This window comes from Brachybacterium sp. AOP24-D1-21 (assembly GCF_052378665.1).
GTDB lineage: Bacteria > Actinomycetota > Actinomycetes > Actinomycetales > Dermabacteraceae > Brachybacterium.
In genome coordinates this window covers 912,888-931,941 of the sequence record NZ_JBQSXX010000001.1, presented here as the reverse complement: position 1 = coordinate 931,941, position 19,054 = coordinate 912,888, and the positions used below count along the sequence as shown (strand labels likewise).

General features: G+C 71.0%; 16 protein-coding genes. 9 read left to right on the top strand and 7 right to left on the bottom strand.

The genetic code is table 11. From position 1 onward, the window contains the following. Complete coding sequence (locus tag ACT3UF_RS04225) at positions 1–1,326, bottom strand: ABC transporter substrate-binding protein (protein ID WP_345075480.1); 1,326 nt, start codon at positions 1,324–1,326, stop codon at positions 1–3. 409 nt (positions 1,327–1,735) lie between these two features. Here ACT3UF_RS04225 and ACT3UF_RS04220 point away from each other — a divergent pair, with 409 nt between their 5' ends. Next, positions 1,736–2,782 carry a sugar-binding transcriptional regulator gene (locus ACT3UF_RS04220; protein ID WP_345075479.1) on the top strand — a complete coding sequence of 349 codons (1,047 nt, stop codon included), beginning with the start codon at positions 1,736–1,738 and terminating at the stop codon, positions 2,780–2,782. 249 nt (positions 2,783–3,031) lie between these two features. Next, positions 3,032–4,687 (top strand): mannitol dehydrogenase family protein, encoded by a 1,656-nt coding sequence (locus ACT3UF_RS04215; protein ID WP_441445299.1) that lies wholly within the window; start codon positions 3,032–3,034, stop codon positions 4,685–4,687. 168 nt (positions 4,688–4,855) lie between these two features. Here the strand turns inward: ACT3UF_RS04215 and ACT3UF_RS04210 are convergent, their stop codons facing one another. After that, entirely contained in the window at positions 4,856–5,905 is a 1,050-nt protein-coding gene (locus ACT3UF_RS04210) for a hypothetical protein (RefSeq protein ID WP_442331956.1), read from the bottom strand. 813 nt (positions 5,906–6,718) lie between these two features. On the opposite strand from ACT3UF_RS04210, the gene ACT3UF_RS04205 reads away from it, so the two are divergent. The 6 genes from ACT3UF_RS04205 (at position 6,719) to ACT3UF_RS04180 (ending at position 12,376) form a co-directional block, all read left to right on the top strand. Beyond that, positions 6,719–8,086, top strand: coding sequence for an aspartate kinase (locus ACT3UF_RS04205; RefSeq protein WP_441445297.1), 1,368 nt, complete (start codon positions 6,719–6,721; stop codon positions 8,084–8,086). Then, complete coding sequence (locus ACT3UF_RS04200) at positions 8,083–9,180, top strand: aspartate-semialdehyde dehydrogenase (RefSeq protein ID WP_441445296.1); 1,098 nt, start codon at positions 8,083–8,085, stop codon at positions 9,178–9,180. The genes ACT3UF_RS04205 and ACT3UF_RS04200 overlap by 4 nt, the downstream gene beginning before the upstream one ends. A gap of 21 nt (positions 9,181–9,201) precedes the next feature. Continuing rightward, the gene (locus tag ACT3UF_RS04195) at positions 9,202–9,591 is read left to right on the top strand and encodes a hypothetical protein (protein ID WP_441445295.1); all 390 of its coding nucleotides are present in this window, start codon (positions 9,202–9,204) and stop codon (positions 9,589–9,591) included. Positions 9,592–9,618: 27 nt separating this feature from the next. Next, positions 9,619–10,077 (top strand): TetR/AcrR family transcriptional regulator, encoded by a 459-nt coding sequence (locus ACT3UF_RS04190; protein WP_441445294.1) that lies wholly within the window; start codon positions 9,619–9,621, stop codon positions 10,075–10,077. A 395-nt stretch (positions 10,078–10,472) separates the two neighbouring features. Beyond that, on the top strand, positions 10,473–11,093 hold the full coding sequence (locus tag ACT3UF_RS04185) for a PRC-barrel domain-containing protein (protein ID WP_444606785.1): 621 nt from the start codon (positions 10,473–10,475) through the stop codon (positions 11,091–11,093). Further along, positions 11,090–12,376, top strand: a complete 1,287-nt coding sequence (locus tag ACT3UF_RS04180; protein WP_444608099.1) for a glycosyltransferase family 4 protein — start codon at positions 11,090–11,092, stop codon at positions 12,374–12,376. Before ACT3UF_RS04185 ends, ACT3UF_RS04180 begins: the two co-directional genes overlap by 4 nt. A 126-nt stretch (positions 12,377–12,502) precedes the next feature. Here ACT3UF_RS04180 and ACT3UF_RS04175 read toward each other — a convergent pair whose 3' ends face one another. Continuing rightward, positions 12,503–13,744 carry an adenosine deaminase family protein gene (locus ACT3UF_RS04175; protein ID WP_444608098.1) on the bottom strand — a complete coding sequence of 414 codons (1,242 nt, stop codon included), beginning with the start codon at positions 13,742–13,744 and terminating at the stop codon, positions 12,503–12,505. A 349-nt stretch (positions 13,745–14,093) separates the two neighbouring features. Continuing rightward, entirely contained in the window at positions 14,094–14,408 is a 315-nt protein-coding gene (locus tag ACT3UF_RS04170) for a hypothetical protein (RefSeq protein ID WP_444601105.1), read from the bottom strand. Between the two features lie 246 nt (positions 14,409–14,654). On the opposite strand from ACT3UF_RS04170, the gene ACT3UF_RS04165 reads away from it, so the two are divergent. Next, positions 14,655–16,493 (top strand): sigma-70 family RNA polymerase sigma factor, encoded by a 1,839-nt coding sequence (locus ACT3UF_RS04165; protein WP_444608097.1) that lies wholly within the window; start codon positions 14,655–14,657, stop codon positions 16,491–16,493. Between the two features lie 117 nt (positions 16,494–16,610). On the opposite strand, the gene ACT3UF_RS04160 is transcribed toward ACT3UF_RS04165, so the two are convergent. Genes ACT3UF_RS04160 through ACT3UF_RS04150 form a run of 3 tightly spaced genes read right to left on the bottom strand, consistent with a single transcriptional unit; the run spans position 16,611 to position 19,054 of the window. After that, positions 16,611–17,168, bottom strand: a complete 558-nt coding sequence (locus tag ACT3UF_RS04160) for a gamma carbonic anhydrase family protein (protein WP_442332738.1) — start codon at positions 17,166–17,168, stop codon at positions 16,611–16,613. Positions 17,169–17,207: 39 nt separating this feature from the next. Then, the gene (locus ACT3UF_RS04155) at positions 17,208–18,395 is read right to left on the bottom strand and encodes a thiolase family protein (protein WP_442332739.1); all 1,188 of its coding nucleotides are present in this window, start codon (positions 18,393–18,395) and stop codon (positions 17,208–17,210) included. 11 nt (positions 18,396–18,406) lie between these two features. After that, positions 18,407–19,054, bottom strand: coding sequence for a CoA transferase subunit B (locus tag ACT3UF_RS04150; protein ID WP_442332740.1), 648 nt, complete (start codon positions 19,052–19,054; stop codon positions 18,407–18,409).

The window sequence follows — 19,054 nt, the reverse complement described above, 5'->3', positions numbered from 1 at the left end:
TCAGCCTTCCCATCCGTAGGTGCGGGCGACCGATTCGGCGAAGCCCTGGGACTGCTTCAGCGCCTCGTCGACGCTCTTCTGGCCCGCGATCGCGGCGGAGAACTGCTGGCCGACGCGGGTGCCGAGGTCCTGGAACTCGGGGATGCCCACGAACTGCAGGCCCGGGTAGGGGACCTCCTCGGTCATGGACTGCTCCTGGGTGGCGGCCGCCATCGAGTTCAGGGTGGGCTCGGCGTAGGTCTTCGAGAGCTCCGCGTACTCGGGGATCTCATAGGTGGACAGCCGGGAGCCGGGCGGCAGCGCCTCCCAGCCGATCTCCTCGCCCACCAGCTGGAAGTAGTCGGGATGGGTCATCCAGGCGATGAACTCCCAGGCCGCATCCTTCTTCTCGCTGGTCTCCGGGATGGCCAGCGCCCAGGAGTACAGCCAGCTGGTGGAGTCGGTGAGCTCGGTGGGTCCCAGGGCGTAGCCGGTCTTGCCGACGACGGTCGAGGACCGAGGGTCCTCGATGCCGGAGACCATCGAGGTGGCGTCGAACCACATGGCGGCGTTGCCCTGGCTGACCAGGTTCAGGCAGTCGCCGAACCCGGAGGTCGCGGCACCGGGCTGGCCGAAGGTGCGCACCGTGTCGACGTAGGTGCTCACCGCCTCGCGCACTTCGGCGGACTCGAGGGCGGGGGCCCAGTCCATGTCGAACCAGCGGCCGCCGAAGGTGTTGATGACGGTGTTCATCGGGGCGAGGTTCTCGCCCCAGCCGGCCAACCCGCGCAGCGCGAGGCCCGTCATGCCGGCGTCGGGGTCGTGGAGGACCTCGGCGAACTCCTGCAGCTCGTCCCAGCTGGGACGCTCGGGCATCTCGAGCCCTGCCGCGTCGAAGAGGTCCTGGCGGTACACGAGGAACGCGCTCTCGCCATAGAAGGGCACCGAGTGCATGGCGCCGTCCACGGTCAGGGCGTCCTTGATCGTGGGGATGAAGTCCTCGGGCTGGTAGCCGTCGGTCTTCGCGATATAGGGCTCGAGGTCGGTGAGCCAGCCGTTGGCGGCCCACAGCGGAGTCTCATAGTTGGAGATCATCACGACGTCGAACTCGCCGCCGCCGGAGGCGACCGACGCGGTGATCTTCGCGCGCGCCTCGTTCTCCGGCAGGGACACGAAGCGCACGTCGATGTCGGGGTGCTGCTCGGTGAAGCGGTCGATGAGGCTGATCGCGTCCTGCATCTGCGGATTCGAGACGATCGCGACGACGAGCGATTCCTTGCCGCCGGAGCCTGCGCCGCAGGCGGCGAGGCCTGCCGCACCGAGCCCGGCGAGGCCTGCTCCGAGCACGCTGCGACGGTTGGGCTGGAGCGTGCGGAAGGGCTGCGGTGCGCTGGAAGTCTGCGGCGAGCGGGGACGCTGGCGGGTGCGGGGATCCCGCGGAGGTGGCGGCGATCCTGGAGGAAGGCTCAGCCCCGAGCGGGGGTGAGGGGAGGGGGAGAGGGGTCCCATGACTGGTCTCCTGTGAGCGGTTCGGGCCGGGGGTCGGCGGTGTCCGACATGGTCGACCGACAGCGATGTCGGTCTCGCGCTGGGTGACGCGCTGAGAGCGTCGCGCAGAGAGCACACGACAGCTCTGCCGCGACCCTCACTTGATAGTTGTAGACGCTCAACTGAGAGTGAGCGTAGTCATATACTCTCAACTGAGCAAGGGGCGGGCACAGATGTTTGTCGCGCGATGAGTGCGGAAGGAGTCGCCATGGGGTCCAGGGAGCCCTCCGGAACGGATGCTGGAGCGGGGGTTGCGGGTGGTGACGCTGCGGGCAGACGCCATCCATCCGACGGCGGCGCAGCCCGCGGTCGTGCGGCCGACGGCAGTGCGGTCGACGACCGCTCCCTCAAGGTCGCGCTGGCGACCGAGCACTATCTTGACGGCGTCTCCAAGGTGGAGCTCGCCCGCCGCCACGACCTCTCCCGATTCCAGGTCGCGCGCCTGCTCGACGAGGCCCGCGCGGAGGGCATCGTGCGCATTGAGGTCGTCGATCCGGTGGCCGCCGGGCGCGATCACGCCCCGCTCGCCGCGCAGCTCGGCATCTCCTCGGTCACCGTCGCCTCCGCTCGCCCGGGGGAGTCGATGCGCGCCGCGATCGCACGACAGGTCGCCGGCCTGCTGCCGCTGCACCTGCAGGAGGGCGGTCGCCTCGGCGTCGCCTGGTCCCGCACCCTGCTCCACCTCCCCGATTCCCTCGGGGTGCTGCCCCTGGCGGACATCGTCCAGCTGGTCGGGCCGCTCAGCGCCCCCGGCTACTCCACCGCACAGTCCTCCGCGCTGGTCCACTCCCTCGGCCGGCACACCGGCGGGCAGGTCTGGGCGCTGCCCACCCCGTTGATCGTCGACTCCCCGCAGGTCGCAGCCTCGCTGCGGTCGATGGAGGAGGTCCGTTCGGCCCTCGATGCGGCCGACGCGCTCGACGTCGCGATGGTGTCGATCGGGGCCTGGTCCGCCGGAGCCTCGACCCTGTGGGCACGGCTGCGGCCCGACGAGCAGCAGCGCGCACAGGACGCCGGGGTGGTCGCCGAGATCTGCGGAATCCTGCTGAACGGCAGCGGCGCGGTCTGGCACTCCACCATGGAGGATCGGGTGATCGGGGTCCGCGCCGACCAGCTGCGCCGGGCTCGCGTGATCGCGGCCGCACCGGCGGTCGGGCGACCCGAAGCCGTGATCGCCGCCGCACGCTCCGGGTTGGTCGACGACATCGTGCTCGCCCCGGAGCTCGCCGACCAGGTCGCCGCACTGCTCGACTGAGGGTGCGGGGTCGGGCATGGGTGTGGCTGCGGCTGCGGCCGCGACTGTGACGGCGGGTGCGGGTGCGGGTGCGGGCGCGGGTGCGGGTATGGACGCGGGTGGCGAGCGCGGGACCGGGGTCGCGACTGTGTGGCGAGAACCTGCCCCGGGACGGCGCACTCCCGGATCAGGTGAGCGATAGGTCTGCTCATTTGACGCCGGGGTGTGTATCGTCGGACTCCCACCGCACTCGCCGACGAAGGATGAGCCATGACCGCGCTGAACGCCTCCACCCTGTCCGAGATCGGCACTCGCGGCGAGGTCGCGGTGCCGAGCTATGCCCCTGACGAGCGACGCATCGGCATCGTCCACTTCGGCGTCGGCGGCTTCCATCGCGCGCACCAGGCCATGTACCTGGACCGGCTGATGAACGCCGGCCGGGACCGCGACTGGGCGCTCTGCGGCGTGGGCCTGCTGCCGGGCGACGCCCGGATGCGCGATGCGCTCACCGCCCAGGACGGGCTGTACACGCTGGTCACCAAGGCGCCCGACGGAGCCCGCGACCCTCGCATCGTCGGCTCCATCGCGAAGTACCTCTTCGCGCCCGACGATCCCGAGGCCGTGCTCGCCCAGATGACCGACCCGGCGGTGCGGATCGTCTCGCTGACCGTCACCGAGGGCGGCTACAACTACAACCCCTCCACCGGTCAGTTCCAGTACGAGACCGAGGCCGTCGCCGCGGACCTCTCCACCGGTTTCGCCGCCGTGGGCGCCGCCGCGGCGGGCCCGGACGGTGCGAACGGTCCGGACGGTGCGGACGTTGTGAACGGTCCGGACGGTGCGGACGTTGTGAACGGTGCGGACGGTGCGGATGGTGCCGGGGCGGATCCCGCGCACCCCGCCGGGCACCCTCGCACCATGTTCGGCTTCGTCGTCGAAGCGCTGCGCCGCCGCCGCGAGGCCGGCACCGCACCGTTCACCGTCATGTCCTGCGACAACGTGCGCGGCAACGGTGACCTCGCCAAGCGCATGATCCTCGCCTACGCACGCAGGCGCGACGAGAACGGCCTGCACGGCGACGCCCCGATCGCCGACTGGCTCGAGTCCGAGGTCGCCTTCCCCAACTGCATGGTCGACCGCATCACCCCGGTCACCGCGCCCGAGGACATCGAGATGATCGCCAGCGACTACGGCATCGAGGACGCCTGGCCCGTGGTCAGCGAGGACTTCGTGCAGTGGGTGCTCGAGGATCACTTCCCCGCCGGCCGCCCCGCCTACGAGGAGGTCGGCGTGCAGATGGTCGAGGACGTCGAACCGTACGAGCTGATGAAGCTGCGCCTGCTGAACTGCTCCCACCAGGCCATCGCCTACTTCGGCCTGCTGCTCGGGCAGACCTACGCCGACGAAGCCGCCGTCGACGAACACCTCGCGCCCTTCACCCGCACTCTCTACATGGATCACGAGGGCACGCCCGCCGTTCCCGAGGTGCCCGGCATCGACCTGGACGCCTACAAGGACGAGCTGATGGCCCGCTTCGCGAACCGCGAGGTCAAGGACACCCTGGCCCGCCTGGCCGCCGAGTCCTCCGACCGCATCCCCACCTGGCTGGTCCCCGTGATCCGGGAGAACCTCGAGGCTGGCCGGGACGTCACCGCCTCCGCCGCGATCGTCGCCTCCTGGGCGCGTTACGCCGAGGGCATGGGGGAGAACGGTGAGGAGTGGCCGGTGGTGGACCGCCTCCACGACCGCCTGATGGCTGCCGCAGCCCGGCACGATGAGGACCCGCTCGCCTTCCTCCGCGACGAGGAGCTGTTCGGCGACCTCGTCCAGCAGCAGGCATTCACGACGCCCTACCTCCACGCCCTCGAGACCCTCCACACCACCGGCGCCCGCGCCCTCCTTGCGGAGCTCGTCACCAGGACCTGAGGCACCCCCTCCCGTGCACCTTTCCCGCCGCGTGAGCGGGGCAAAGTGGGGCGATAGCTACCCTTATTCACCCCACTTTGCCCCGCTCACGTGGCAGTTCCCTCCGGGGAGGGCGATCCGCGCCACCGTCCTGATCACGTCGCTGGGCGACTCATCTGGCTGGGCGACTCATCTGGCCGGACGGCTCGCGCGATCCGGTGATGGCGAGATGATCGGGGCCGAGCGCGAGGCGGGTCGTCGCTGGCGTGGGGCGCGTGGTGCGCTGGAGTCGGCGGTGGGGCGCCAGCCATGCTTCAGGAGCGCTTCCCGCATCCGCTGCAGCCCACGGCGGCACCCGTTGTGGAGGTCGACAGCGACCGACTGCACCTCGATCCAGCCATGCGCTTCCCGGAGCTCCCGACGCCTGATGTCTTTCTCCTGCTGCTCCTTCGTGCGGTGGGACGGCCCGTCATGCTCGACGCACACCTTCCACTCGGGCCAGGCCAGGTCCGGTTCGCCGAGGTCAACCCCATCGGTGAACTGGCGAACGTTCAGCTCGGGGGTGGGGAGCTGTGCTCGGCCCGCGGCGAGGCGAAGAGTCGTCTCGGCGGCGGAATCGCTGCCGATTCGAATCAGCGTGAGCGCCTCTCTCAGACGTGGCCTGCCGGTGCCGGGGTAGGCGAGTGTGGCATCGATGAGCTGGGCGGGCGTGGCGTAGGGCTCAAGACGGTTCTCCGCCCAGGCGCGCGGGATCCGCACCAGGTGGTCGCCGATCTTCACGAGCTGGTCGAGGGAGACCTCCTGAGCGAGATCGAGCCAGGTGCGAATCCGACTGGTGACTCTCAGGTCCGAGATCGTGACGATCTCCTCAGCGCGCAAGCGTTGCCGATTCCAACGCAGGAGCTTCGTGTCGCGATGGACGAGATCGCCGGCAGTCAGATGGACGGGGGTGATCTGCGGAGCCGCGTCCCATCTCTGCAGTGCCTGCGTCAACGGGAAGCCCCAGTGCCGTGCTGCGCTCTGACCTCTCGCCACGACCAGGGGGTCGCTGCGGGTCATCGCGGTCAGGAGCGCGAGCTCCGTGAGGTCGACGTCCGTGCGGGCGTAGATCCCGTAGCCCAGCCGGCGGAGATCATTCGCCCTCAGCCGATCCACGCTCACCCCAGCCTGCTTCGCCTCCGCCGCCGTGAACACGGCATACGGCAGCGATGGTGGCAGCGGGTAGGGGAGTCGGGGCATGGGCACATGCTCCGCCGCGCGGAGGCTCCTCCACCCCGTCATCCACAACCCCGAGGTCACTGCTCTGCCCACCGATCCTCCCCATGGAGGAGTTCTCTTTTCGGTGATCCTGGCGTCGAGGGAGGGTCGGGCGTTGCCCGAGAGCAGCCCTCGCGCCAGTGAGGCCCGTCCCGTCGCGCCAGTGGGGCCCGTCCCGTCGCGCCAGTGGGGCCCGTCCCGTCGCACCAGCGGGGCCCGTCCCGTCGCACCAGCGGGGCAAAGTAGGGGGATAGCGGAATCTATCGCCCAACTTTGCCCCGCTGGCGAGGTGGAGGTGCCCGGCGATGAGGTGGAGGGCCCGCTGGCGGGGTGGGGGGGGCCCCGAGGACAGCACTCGTGAGCAGTACCCGTGAGCGGCGGAGAGTACGCCTCTGCCTGGCCTGGCCTGATCACGCCACGCCCGGGGGGATGTTGTGCTGGTCACGGGGCTGAATCGCGCTGACCAGGGGGCCTGTCTCGCATGCCGAGGTCACTGTGGCCAGGACCAGGCATTTTCGTAGACTGGGCGGCGGCTGGTGCCCGCTCGCAGGGTGCCCGGAGCCGCGTCGGGCGAGTGAAAGCACTGCCCATCGGCGCGGCGGAACGGGAACATTTCTGCGGTACCGATCCAGCCCAGGGCCCGCCCACCAGCGGTCCCACTCAGGGCCCGCCCACCTAGGGCAGGCCCGTCCAAGGCCCGCCCCACGGCAGGCCCGTCCAGGGCCCGCCCACGGCTGGCCCACCGCACCACCCGCATCACCCCGCCTGTCCTCCACCGCGTAAGGAACCTGCCTCATGAGCCTGGTCGTCCAGAAATTCGGAGGATCCTCCGTCGCTGACGCCGACTCGATCAAGCGTGTCGCGAAGCGCATCTCCCTCTACGCGAAGGCCGGCCACAAGGTGGTCGTCGTGGTCTCCGCGATGGGGGACACCACCGATGAGCTGATCGACCTCGCCGAGCAGGTGGCCCCGAATCCGCCGCCGCGCGAGATGGACATGCTGATCACGGCGGGGGAGCGGATCTCGATGGCGGTGCTGTCGATGGCGCTGAACAACGTCGACGTCACCGCCCGCGCCTACACCGGCTCGCAGGCCGGGCTGATCACCGATGGTGATCACGGCAGGGCGCAGATCCGCGACGTCACTCCGGGCCGGATACAGGAGGCCGTGGATGAGGGTGCGGTCGCGATCGTCGCCGGCTTCCAGGGCGTCTCGCACGATTCCAAGGAGATCACCACGCTGGGTCGTGGTGGCTCTGACGTGACCGCGGTGGCGCTCGCCGCAGCGCTGAACGCCGACGTCTGCGAGATCTACTCGGACGTGGACGGCGTGTTCTCGGCCGATCCGCGGATCGCCCCGTCGGCACGCCGGGTGCCGCTGATCTCCAGCGAGGAGATGCTGGAGATGGCGGCCAACGGCTCGAAGATCCTGATGGCCCGCAGCGTCGAGTACGCGCGCCGCTACGGGGTGCCGCTGCATGTGCGCTCCTCGTACTCGGGTCGTGTGGGGACGATCGTCGCCGACGATCCCGAGCGCGAGATCCCCCTCGACCCCGACGTCACCCTCCGTACCGCGGATGTCGTCCGACGCGACGCCGCCGACCCGACCAAGGAGCTCCCCATGGACGATTTCGCAGCAACGGGCCTCGAGGCGCCGATCATCTCGGGCGTCGCCCACGACAGCAGCGAAGGCAAGATCACCGTGGTCGAGGTGCCGGACCTCCCGGGCCGCGCCGCGATGCTGTTCGACGTGGTCGCCAGCTCCGGCGCGAACATCGACATGATCGTGCAGAACTCCTCGACCGTGGATGACACGGTCGCGATCTCCCTGACGCTCCCGGAGGCGGATGCGCCTGCCGCGTTGAAGGCCATCGAAGATGCGCATGAGGCGATCGGCTACACCGAGGTCCGCTACAACGACCAGATCGGCAAGGTCAGCATCGTCGGCGCGGGGATGCGATCGCACCCGGGCGTCTCGGCGCGGCTGTTCCGCTCGCTCGGCGAGGCCGGCATCAACATCGACATGATCTCCACCTCGGAGATCCGCATCTCCGTCGTCACCGAGCAGGCTCGGCTCGACGACGCGGTGCGCGTGATCCACACGGCGTTCGGCCTCGACGCCGAGCAGACCGAGGCCGTGGTCTACGGAGGGACCGGACGATGAACACCAGCACCAGCACGCTCGACTTCTCTCTCACCCCCGGCTATGCGGCCGACGGGCCCGTCATCGGCGTCGTCGGCGCCACTGGTCAGGTGGGCCGTGTGATGCTCACCCTGCTCGCCGACCGGGCGGTCAAGCACTCCGCGATCCGCGTGTTCGCGTCAGCCCGCAGCGCCGGCAAGACCGTCCAGTACGCCGGCCATGAGCTGACCGTCGAGAACGCCGAGACCGCGGACATCACCTCCGACGGCAACCGGCTCGACATCGCGATCTTCTCCGCCGGCGGGTCGACCTCCAAGGCCCTCGCCCCCCGGTACGCGGCCGCTGGCGCCACCGTGGTCGACAACTCCTCGGCCTACCGCCGTGATGACGAGGTGCCGTTGGTGGTCTCCGAGGTGAACCCGGAGGCGCTGGTGAACCCGCCGCGCGGGATCATCGCGAACCCGAACTGCACCACGATGGCCGCGATGCCCAGCCTGAAGGTCCTCCACGACGAGGCGGGCCTGGCCCGGCTGAAGGTCGCGACCTACCAGGCCGTCTCCGGCTCCGGGGTCGAGGGTGTCAAGGAACTTGCGGGACAGGTCCGCAAGGGCGTCGATGATGTCGAGAAGCTCGCGATCGACGGCTCGGCCGTGGATCTCGGGCAGCCGAGCATCTACGCCAAGCCCATCGCGTTCAACGTGGTCGCGCTCGCCGGGAGCCTGGTGGACGACGGCTCCGGTGAGACCGACGAGGAGCAGAAGCTCCGCCACGAGTCCCGGAAGATCCTGGGGCTGCCGGGGCTGCCGGTCGCGGGAACCTGCGTGCGGGTGCCGGTGATGAGCGGTCATGCGCTGGCGATCCATGCCGAGTTCGACCGGCCGCTGTCGGCGGAGCGCGCTCGTGAGCTGCTCGCTGCGGCTCCTGGTGTGAACGTGGTCGAGCTGCCGAACCCGCTCGAGGCAGCCGGTCAGGATGGCACGTTCGTGGGCCGTATCCGCCAGGATCAGTCGGTGCCCGAGGACAAGGGCCTCGTGCTGTTCGCGGTGGCGGATAATCTCCGTAAGGGCGCTGCCCTGAACGCCATCCAGATCGCGGAGCTGATCGCTGCGCGCTGACATGACCAAGGAGAGACGTCGATGACCCTCGCTGCCACCAATGGCCCTCCCGGAGTGGGTGCCGGACCGGCGCCTCTTTCCGCCATGTTCTCCGACCGTGCAGGTGAGGAAGCTGCGGGCGGCGGATCCCTGTACCTCAGTGTGGATCCGCTGGCCCGCGCCCTGCGCACCCTCGACACGATCGCCGCCACCGAGCTGGGCATCGGCGAGGACCTGCGCGCGGTGATCGACGCTCCGGTGGGCACGCTCCCGCCGCCGGCGCCTCTGAGCGAGGAGACGGCCGACGCTCCGGGCGAGCCCTCGAGCGAGGCACCGGCGCCCGGGTCCTCACGCCGTGAGGCGATCCTCGACAGCGCCTCGGCCCTGTTCGCCGAGCGCGGCTATCACGGGGCGAGCCTGCGGGACATCTAGCGACGGGTGGGCATCTCGCACCCGGGGATGCTGCACCACTTCTCCTCGAAGGAGGTGCTGCTCGGGGCCGTGATCGATCGTCTCGAGGCGAGCGCGCAGGGCCTGCTGGATTCGGCCGACGCACTGCAGACCTCTCCGCAGTCGCTGATCGCGGCGCTGTCCGGCCCCTGGGATCCTCGGCAGCACTCGATGGCGCTGCTGGCCACGCTGTCGGCAGAGATCGTGAACCCGGATCATCCGGGCCGCTTCCGCATCGCCCGGCTGCGCCTGGTGCACGAGCATGTGCTGGAGCAGGCGCTGACGGGTCTGGCGGAGCACGGCCATCTGGTCGACGGCGCGGATCCGAAGATGCTGGCGCGCACGATCGTCTCGCTGCTGCTGAGCCTCGCGGTGCGGGAGCGCACCGTGCGCGAGCTGCAGAACCGGGCCGACGCGGACCCGATCCAGGACGTGCAGGCGCTGGTCCGCCGCTGGGTGGTCGGCTGACCCGCAGGCGCCTCAGCCCAGCGGCACCGACCTCCTGCCCCGCGCCTGCGCCCTGTTGCCGGCGCCTGCGCCACTTCGGCCCGCTCCTGTCCCACCTCTGCGCCACTTCTGTGCAACTTCTGCGCCGCAGACGACTGGTGCGGCCGCCCACACCGGTCCTCAGCGGCGCAGAAGTTCACGCTTCCGCGGGCAGGTCCGCGAGGGATGACGGTGCTGCGGCAGGATGCTGAGCGGTAACAATCTCGCCGGGACGTCGCGGCGGGAAGGGACCGGTCGGTAGACTCCCAGGTTGTGATCTCCTGCGGAAGAAATCGATGAGACCTGGAGCGACATCGGAGGACCCTGCCTCCGGTCCGGCAGACCCCCGGATTCCCGCGCCAGGGGCCGACTCTGCCGTGCGTGAGGGCGTCGCCCGGACGCAGGAAGGTGCCGCGGCGCTGGTGCCGGGAGGCCGACCCGAAGAGCGGGCCGCGACCGACGGTCCAGAGCGGACCAGCCAGGCCGAACGGCGCCTGCGCCTGCAGGGACTGGCAGGGATGACCGTGCTCGGCAGCGACGGGAAGACCGTGGGTCGCGTGCGCGACATCTACCAGCAGGACTCCGGTGGGAAGCTCGCCGCGATCACCGTGATGCCGCGTCAGCTGAGCGCTCGCAGCGTCCTGATCCCCTCGGCCGCGATCGCCGCCCTGCCCGCCGAACACCCGGCCGACGGCGCTGACCCGGCCGACGGCAATGACCCCGTCGACTCCGCCGGGCCCACTGACGCCGGGCCCGCTGACGCCGGCAACACTGACCCCGCCGACGGTGCCGAGGCCGCAGGCTCTCAGCCTGCGGACGTGGTGCGGCTGCGGATCGACACCGCCACCGCCACGTCCGGGCTGCGGCCTCCCGACACGGGTCACGCCACCCCGCAGATGCTGCGTGAGGCTGCGGAGGCCCTCGGGCTCGCCACCGATGATGCCGACGTCGACGCTCCTGCCACGCAAGGTGCCCGCAAGGCGGCCGAGGACGCATGAGACTGCTGCTGCTCACCCACTACTACGCCCCGGAGTTCGGGGCGCCGCAGCGACGCTGGTCGGCGCTCGTGCAGCGGTTCATCGCCGCGGGTCACAGGGTCACCGTCGCCGCCCCTGTGCCTCACTACCCGAGCGGGCGCCCCACGCCCACACAGCGCAGGATGCACCGGGTGGGCGGTGTCGAGGCCGGTCGGCACGGCGAGACGATCCTGCGCACCGCCTTCCTCCCGCACCGTGCGGACATCGCCTCCCGCACCGCTGATCACCTGATCGCGGCAGCGGATGCGCTGCGCCGGCTCCGGCACCGCTATTCCCGCCCCGGCACCCGACCCGACGTCATCATCGCCACCGCCCCGGCGATCCCCACCCTGATGGTGGGGCGCACGCTCGCGTCGCTGTGGGGTGTGCCCCTGGTGGTCGAGATGCGGGATGCGTGGCCGGATCTGGTCACCCACGTCGGCCCCGTCGGCGCGCTCAGTCCGGAGGCCGCGCACACCGTGCACACCAGCGCGCTGCGCCGCGCCCTGTCCTGGGCGGTGGCGCTGGCGAAGGGGGAGGTGCATGAGAAGGTGACCGGCTGGCAGAGCGGGGCCCGCGCCGTCGTCACCACCACCGGACGCTTCGCGGACGTCCTGCGGGAGCGCGGGGTGGGGGTGGTGCGCGTGGTGCGCAACGGCACCGACCTCTCCCTGGTCCGGCCGCAGCGCGACCATCTTCCCGGCGATCACCCGGAACTGCGGTGCCTGTACCTGGGGAACATGGGACGCTCCCAGGGCCTGGACACGGTGGTCCGCGCGGCTGCGGCGCTGCACGAGCACGGCGTGGAGGTGCAGGTGCGGATGGTGGGGCACGGGGTCGAGGCGGCCGCCTTGGCGGCGCTGGCCTACGAGCTCGGCGCCCCGGTGGAGGTGATCCCCCGCATCCCGCACCGCGAGGTCGGAAACCAGTACGCCTGGGCGGACACCGTCATCGTGTCCCTGCGGGACTGGGCGCCGTTCGCCTGGACCGTCCCCTCCAAGCTCTACGAGATGCTCGCCACCGGCCGGCATATCACCGCGCTGCTGGATGGCGAGGCGGCCGACGTGGTCCGCGAGGCCGGCGCGGGGGATGTGCTCCCGCCGGAGGACGTCGAAGCGCTCACCGACCTGTGGCGGGGGCTTGCTGCGGATCGCTCCCGCGCCGGCGTGCGCGCCAGCGGCCGGGACTGGGTCGCCGAGCATGCGGATGACGACGTGCTCGCCCGCCGCTACCTCGAGATCCTGCACGGCGTCATCGCGGACTGATCCCGCCCCTCACCAGTTCCTGCGGTGCGGTCGGTCGGCAGGTGCAGCACCTGAGTGCGCTGTGCCGAGGCACGATTCACCTGCCGGAACAGCGCCTTCTGCCAGCGCGGCATGCTGCGGTGGGGCCTATTCGCTCTGCGTCTCTTCGCTCTGCGTCTCTTCGCTGAGCGCCTCACCGCCGAGCGCCTCACTGCGGGGTGCCTCACCGCCGAGCGCCGCGGCCCGGTACGCGGGCAGCACGACCTCGTCCCGCAGCGCCTGCCGCTGCTCTGCCGGGGCGAAGCCGTTCTCGAGCCCACAGAGGACAACCTGCTGGAGATCCTCCAGCGTCCAGTCGAAGGTCTGCGCGACCAGTGTCATCTCGCGGGAGGTGCTGGTGCGGCTCATCAGCCGGTTGTCGCTGCTGAGGGCGAGGGCGAAGCCGCGTGCGTGCAACGGTCCGGCGGCATGGGAGGGGAAATCCGCCGCCGCGCCGGTCTGCAGGTTCGAGCTGGGACACACCTCGAGACAGATCTGCTCACGGTGGACTCGCGCGGCGACCGGCCCCAGATCGTCGCCGACGATGTCCTCGAGCAGGCGCACCCCGTGGCCGATCCGCTCGGCCCCGCATTCCAGCGCGTCGGCGATCGAGGAGGGGGCGTCGGCCTCTCCGGCGTGAATCGTCACCCGCAGCCCCGACGCGCGTGCCTTCTCGAACTGGGCCCGGAAGCGGGAGGCGGGGAATCCGGCCTCGGGCCCGGCGAGGTCCAGCCCCAGCACCCCGGTGTCACGACGGGCGAGGGCGATCTCGACCAGATCGTCGGTGGGCTCGAGATGGCGCAGGTAGCACAGCAGCTGGCCCACGACGATCCGTCGGCCATCCTGCTCCGCCGCGGCGACACCCTCGTCGAGCCCGTCCTGGACGGCCTGAACTGCCTCATCCAGGGTGAGCCCGGCACCGGTGTGCTGATGCGGTGCCCAGCGGGTCTCGGCGTAGACCACGGAGTCGGCGACCATGTCCTCGACGAACTCGCGAGCGATGCGGCGCAGCTGAGGGGCCGTCTGCATCACGGCGAGGGTGCGGTCGAAGGTGGAGAGGTAGGCGGGCAGCGAGCCGGAATCGGCCGCAGCCTGGAACCAGTCGGCGACGGCCTGGGGAGCGGAGACTCCGGCGTCGTCCACGTCAGCTCCAGCGTCGCGCCCATCAGCCACGGCGTCGCGCCCGTCGGCCCCGGCGTCGCGCCCGTCGGCCCCGGTGTCGACGCCGGGCACCTCGAGGCCCAGCTCGCGGCTCAGCTCGAGCACGGTCTCGGCGCGCAGGCCGCCGTCGAGATGATCGTGGAGGGCGATCTTCGGCAGAGCGCCGATGAGAGCGGGGGTGAGGTTCATCGACGCAGGATACGCGGGAGCTCCCGGCAAGCCCGAACCGTCGGGGCCTCCATCGCGGCCGCCGTGGTGACGGGCTAGATCCGGGGCCGTGGCGGAGCCGCTCGCTGCGGCCCCTGGTGACTTCCGGCCCCCACGGCCTGCGGGTCAGGCCCGGGGCTCGGTCGAGCCGTAAGTTCCGTGCGCTAAGGGGATCATTGGCGCACACAACCTACGGGTCGGTGCAGCGCAGGGATCGTTGGCGCACACAACCTACGGGTCGGCCGCTTCGGTGTGGGGCATCGACCCGCCGGTTCGCCGGGGAGCCCGGACCGGCCGCTTCGCTGTGCGGCATCGAACGAGACCTGCGCGGTCATCCCTCCCGGCGGGCGAGGGATGCTGGCTGCACGGCGAGAGCGTCGGCGTCTTCGCTCACGGGGTCGAGCAGTCGGAGCTCTGTCGGAGCCTCCTGAAGGTCGAGCGCGGGGCCCGAGGAGCCGATGATGGTCGTGGTGAACTGTCCGTTCGCTCCGGGCTCCGAAGTCAGGGCGCCACGCAGCAGGCGGCTGGGGAAGGGGCCGACGGTCACCTCGTCGGCGCCGCTGGTGCACGTGATCCAGGTGCTCCCGTCACGGGTGATGAAAGTGAGGGCGTCACCGTCGAGGTCAGTCATCTCGAAGCTGTTCATGGTTCTCCGTACTGCGGCCTAGGAGTGACGGCAGCCTCAGTGGCACCGTTCACCCCCTCCACGAGCGGCGCCCGGTTCTATGACGCGAAACGTGACGGACGCTACATCTCAGTTCGATACTGGTGAGTTGGGTCATGCTCGCGACATACTCAGGTAGCACCTGTGCGTGAAGAACGCGGACGCGACGATCCCCGCGCATCCTCGACCGTGAGGCAGGCAGATCCTCCTTCGAGAAAGGCTCGGAGCATGACGCATCCCAGCCCTGATGACGTCGCTGCGCGTCATGACGCCCTGCCCGACGAGGAGCTGCTGGCTGCGGTGCGCGCCGGCGACACGGGCGCCTACGCCGCGCTCTACCGCCGTCACCTCGGTCCGGCGCTCTCGCAGGCTCGCCGCCTGGTCGGATCCCATGAGGGTCAGGACGTGGCCCAGGAGGCGTTCCTGAAGGTCCTGCGGGCCATCACCCGCGGGGGAGGGCCGCACGACGGGTTCGCCGCCTATCTGATGCGGGCTGTGCGCAACGAGGCGATCGACCGCCTGCGCCGGTCGCGGGAGGCCGCCGTCGAGGACCTCGAGGCCTTCGAGGCCGAGGAGTCCTCGGCAACGACCGAGTTCGTCGTGGGAGGAGAGCAGCTGGATCGCGACCTGATGCACAAGGCCTTCAGCGCGCTTCCCCAGCAATGGCAGCGGATCCTCTGGCTCACCGAGGTGGACGGGCTGGCGCCGCGCGAGGTGGCGCCGCAGCTGCGGCGGAGCCCGAATGCGGTCGCGCAGCTGTCCCGGCGGGCGCGTGAAGGACTGCGCACGGCCTGGCTGCAGGCCCACGTGGACGGGGCGACGGTGCGTCCGGCCTGCCGGCAGATCGCCGCGGACCTCGGCGGGTATGAGCGGGGGCAGCTGAGTGCCGCGCGCGCCGAGCGGACGTCCGCTCATCTCGCGGACTGTGTGCGCTGCTCCGTCGCGCTGCGTGACCTGCGGTCACTGTCGATGCGCATGCGCGGGGCCCTGCTGCCGCTCGTACTGGAATCTCCGGTGCTGCTGGAGGAGCTTGCCGAGGTGCTGCCACTCGCCGACCAGGGAGCCGCCCCTGGCGCGGTGCCCAAGGCGGCCAGTTCCGCAGAGGTGGCCGGAGCCGGGGAGGCTGGGGGCGCGGCCCATCGGCTGGCCTGGTGGAGGGCCGCCGCCGCAGGGGCCGGAGTGCCGGTGGCGGCGGGTGTGGCCGTGCTGGTGGCGGCAGCGGGACTCGTGCTCGTCGCCCAGCACCCAGGCAGCGATTTCACCGCGCTGACGCCTGCACGGGGGCTGGCCAGCCCCCACTCCGTGGAGCCCGAGCCGCTCGAGGCCGAGGACCCCGCCGCGACGCCCCCGCCGACGCTCCTGCCCGCGATCGAGGAGGAGGACGAGGCGGACGACGTGGCCCCGGAGGCCGGTGAGCCTGCTCCCGGCACGGGCGATGCGGCCGACGCCTCCCCGGTCCCGGCGGCGCCACCGGTCAGCGGCGCCGATCCCTCGCGTGCTGAGCCCGTGGCAACTTCTGACTCCTCCCCGACAGGGGACGCTCCGCCGACGGTGGAGGCTCCACCCGCAGCGGACGCCCTGCCGCCGGTGGAGGTCCCGCCCTCGGTGGAGACCCCGCCGACGGCGGACACCCCGCCCTCGGTGCAGATCCCGCCGACACAGGACCTCGTGCTCGCACCTGGTGGCGGGCAGGGTCCTGTCAACGGGTCGCCGTCGGAGATCGTGGGTGAGCCGTCCGGCAAGCCGGGCGCCCCCGAGGTCCCGGATCCGCCGCTCCTCGGGGGGACGTCCCCCGGTCCGCCGACGCCGCCTCCGCCCCCGGATCCGCCGCTGCTCGGTGGGGGAGCGCCGCCCTGGCTCCCCGTCGACCCCACGCCGACGCCCGAGGATCCCGAGGTGCCGCCGGAGGATCCGGAACCGCTGCCCGTCGACCCGGAACTGCCGCCGGAAGATCCCGAGGTGCCTCCGGAGGCTCCGGAGCCCGAGGCTCCCGATGCGGCACCCGAAGCTCCCGATGCGCAGCCGGATGCTCCTGCCCCACCCGTCGAGGAGCCGATGGGGGAGTAGGAGCCTTGGGTCTGGGTCTGGGTCTGGGTCTGGGTCTGGGTCTGGGTCTGGGTCCGGGTCCGGGTCGGTGTCAGGGTCGGAGACGAGGCCCCGGCTCCCGGCTCACCGGTCCGGAGGTCAGCCGGCCATCGCCGCCCGGTGCTTCGCGGCGAGCTCGACGTAGGTGCGGGCGTTCTGCCGCAGAGACTCGAGGGCCTCCTCGTCCAGTTCCCTGCGCACCTTCGCGGGCACGCCGGCGACCAGCGAGCCGGGCGGGATCTGCATGCCCTCGGTGACCACGGCGCCCGCGGCGACCAGGCTGCCGGCGCCGACCACGGCGCCGTTGAGCACCACGGCGCCCATGCCGATCAGGGAGTCGTCCTCGACGGTGCAGCCGTGCAGCACAGCCCGGTGGCCCACGGAGACGCCGGAGCCGACGACCGCGGGGAAGCCCTCGTCGGTGTGGATGACGCAGCCGTCCTGGATGTTGCTGCCGGGACCGATCGTGATCGAGTCCATGTCTCCGCGCAGCACGGAGCTGTAGAAGACGCTCGAGTTCTCACGGAGCGTCACCTTCCCGATCAGGGTGGCGTTCGGGGCCACCCATGCGGTCGCGGGCACCTGGGGCGCATCGCCCTCGAAGTCGATCGTGGTCACAGCGGGTACTCCTTCGTCCGACGGGTCTGTGTCTCTCATGATGCTGCGTGCTGGGCGTTCACAGTGCTCGCCACAGGCTCACAGTGCTCGCCATAGGCTGGCGACGGCCTGCCCGCCGCCGATGCACATGGTCGCCAGGCCCAGCTCGCGGTCGTTCACGCGCAGGTTCTCGATGGTGCGGGCGGAGATGATCGCGCCGGTCGCACCGATCGGGTGGCCCCAGGCGATCGCCCCACCGAGAGGGTTCACGAGCGCCGGGTCCAGGTCCAGGTCGCGCACGATCGGCACGGCCTGCGCGGCGAAGGCTTCGTTCAGCTCGATCCACCCCAGGTCCCTGTTCGCGAGCCCGTTGCGGGCCATGATCTTCTCGATCGCGGGCTTGGGGGCGTAGCCCATCACCTGGGGGTCGATGCCGACCTTGGTGAAGTCCACGAGCTCCGCGAGTGGGGTCAGGCCGCGCTCCGCAGCGACCGAGGCGCGGGTGAGGACCATCGCGGCGCTGGCGTCGTTGATGCCCGAGGCGTTGCCGGCGGTGACGGTGCCGTTCTCGCGCTGGAAGACGGTGCGCATCGCGGCGAGCTTCTCGAGGGTCACCTCGCGGGGGTGCTCGTCGGTGTCGACCACGGTGTCTCCGCGCCTGCCGCTGATGGTCACCGGGGTGATCTCCGCGGCGACGGCCCCGGCCTGCTGGGCGGCCTGGGCACGGCGCTGGGACTCCAGTGCGTACTCGTCCTGCTCCTGCCGGGTGACGTGATAGCGGGCGGCGACGTTCTCGGCGGTCACGCCCATCGGCACCTCGTCGAAGGGGTCGGTGATCAGCGCCGAGGTGCCGTCCATCAGCACCCGGTCCCCGAGCGTGTAGCCCTGGCGGGCGGAGTAGTCCAGGAACGGCTGGGCGGACATGTTCTCCGTCCCGCCGGCGACCACGATGTCACTCTCGCCGACCATCAGCTCGGCGGCGCCGAGCGCGATGGCCTGCATGCCGGAGCCGCAGAGCCGGTTCACGGTCATCGCGGTGGAGGTGACGGCGGCGCCCGCCTCGATCGCGACGCGGCGGGAGATGTACGCGTCCCGTCCGGTGGAGCCGACGCAGCCGATCACCCACTCGTCGACCTCGTCGGCCGCGACGCCGGCGCGTGTGAGCGCAGCTTTCGCGGCGGTCGCGCCGAGGATGTGGGCGGGCACGCCCGCGAGGGACTTCCCGAAGGAGCCGACGGGGGTGCGGGCGTAGCCGAGGACGACGATCGGGTCATCGCTGGAGCGCATGGAGGGACCTTTCACGATGCCGGGGTGAGGGAGACGGTGAAGTCGGGCTCGGTGAGGGAGCGGACCTCGTCCTCGGTGACGCCGGAGGCGAGCTGGGTGAGCACCAGCCCGTTCTCGGTGACGTCGAAGACGGCGAGCTCGGTGATGATCCGATTCACCACGCCCACGCCGGTCAGCGGCAGGGAGCATTCGTGCTTGATCTTCGCGGAGCCGTCCTTGGCGGCGTGCTGCATCATCACCACCACCCGCTTCGCACCGGCGACCAGGTCCATCGCCCCGCCCATGCCTTTGACGAGCTTGCCGGGGATCTGCCAGTTGGCGATGTCGCCGGTGCCGGTGACCTGCATGGCGCCGAGGATCGCGGTACCCATCTTGCCGCCGCGGATCATCCCGAAGCTGGTCGCGGAGTCGAAGATCGTCGCGCCCTTCAGCAGGGTGATGGTCTGCTTGCCGGCGTTGATGAGGTCAGGATCCTCCTCGCCCTCATAGGGCCAGGGCCCCATGCCCATCACACCGTTCTCGGACTGCAGGGTGATGTTCACACCGGCAGGAAGGTTGTTGGCGACCAGGGTCGGCATGCCGATGCCGAGGTTCACGTACTCGCCGTCGCGCAGCTCGGCAGCGGCGATCGCGGCCATCTCATCACGGGTCCAGGCCAT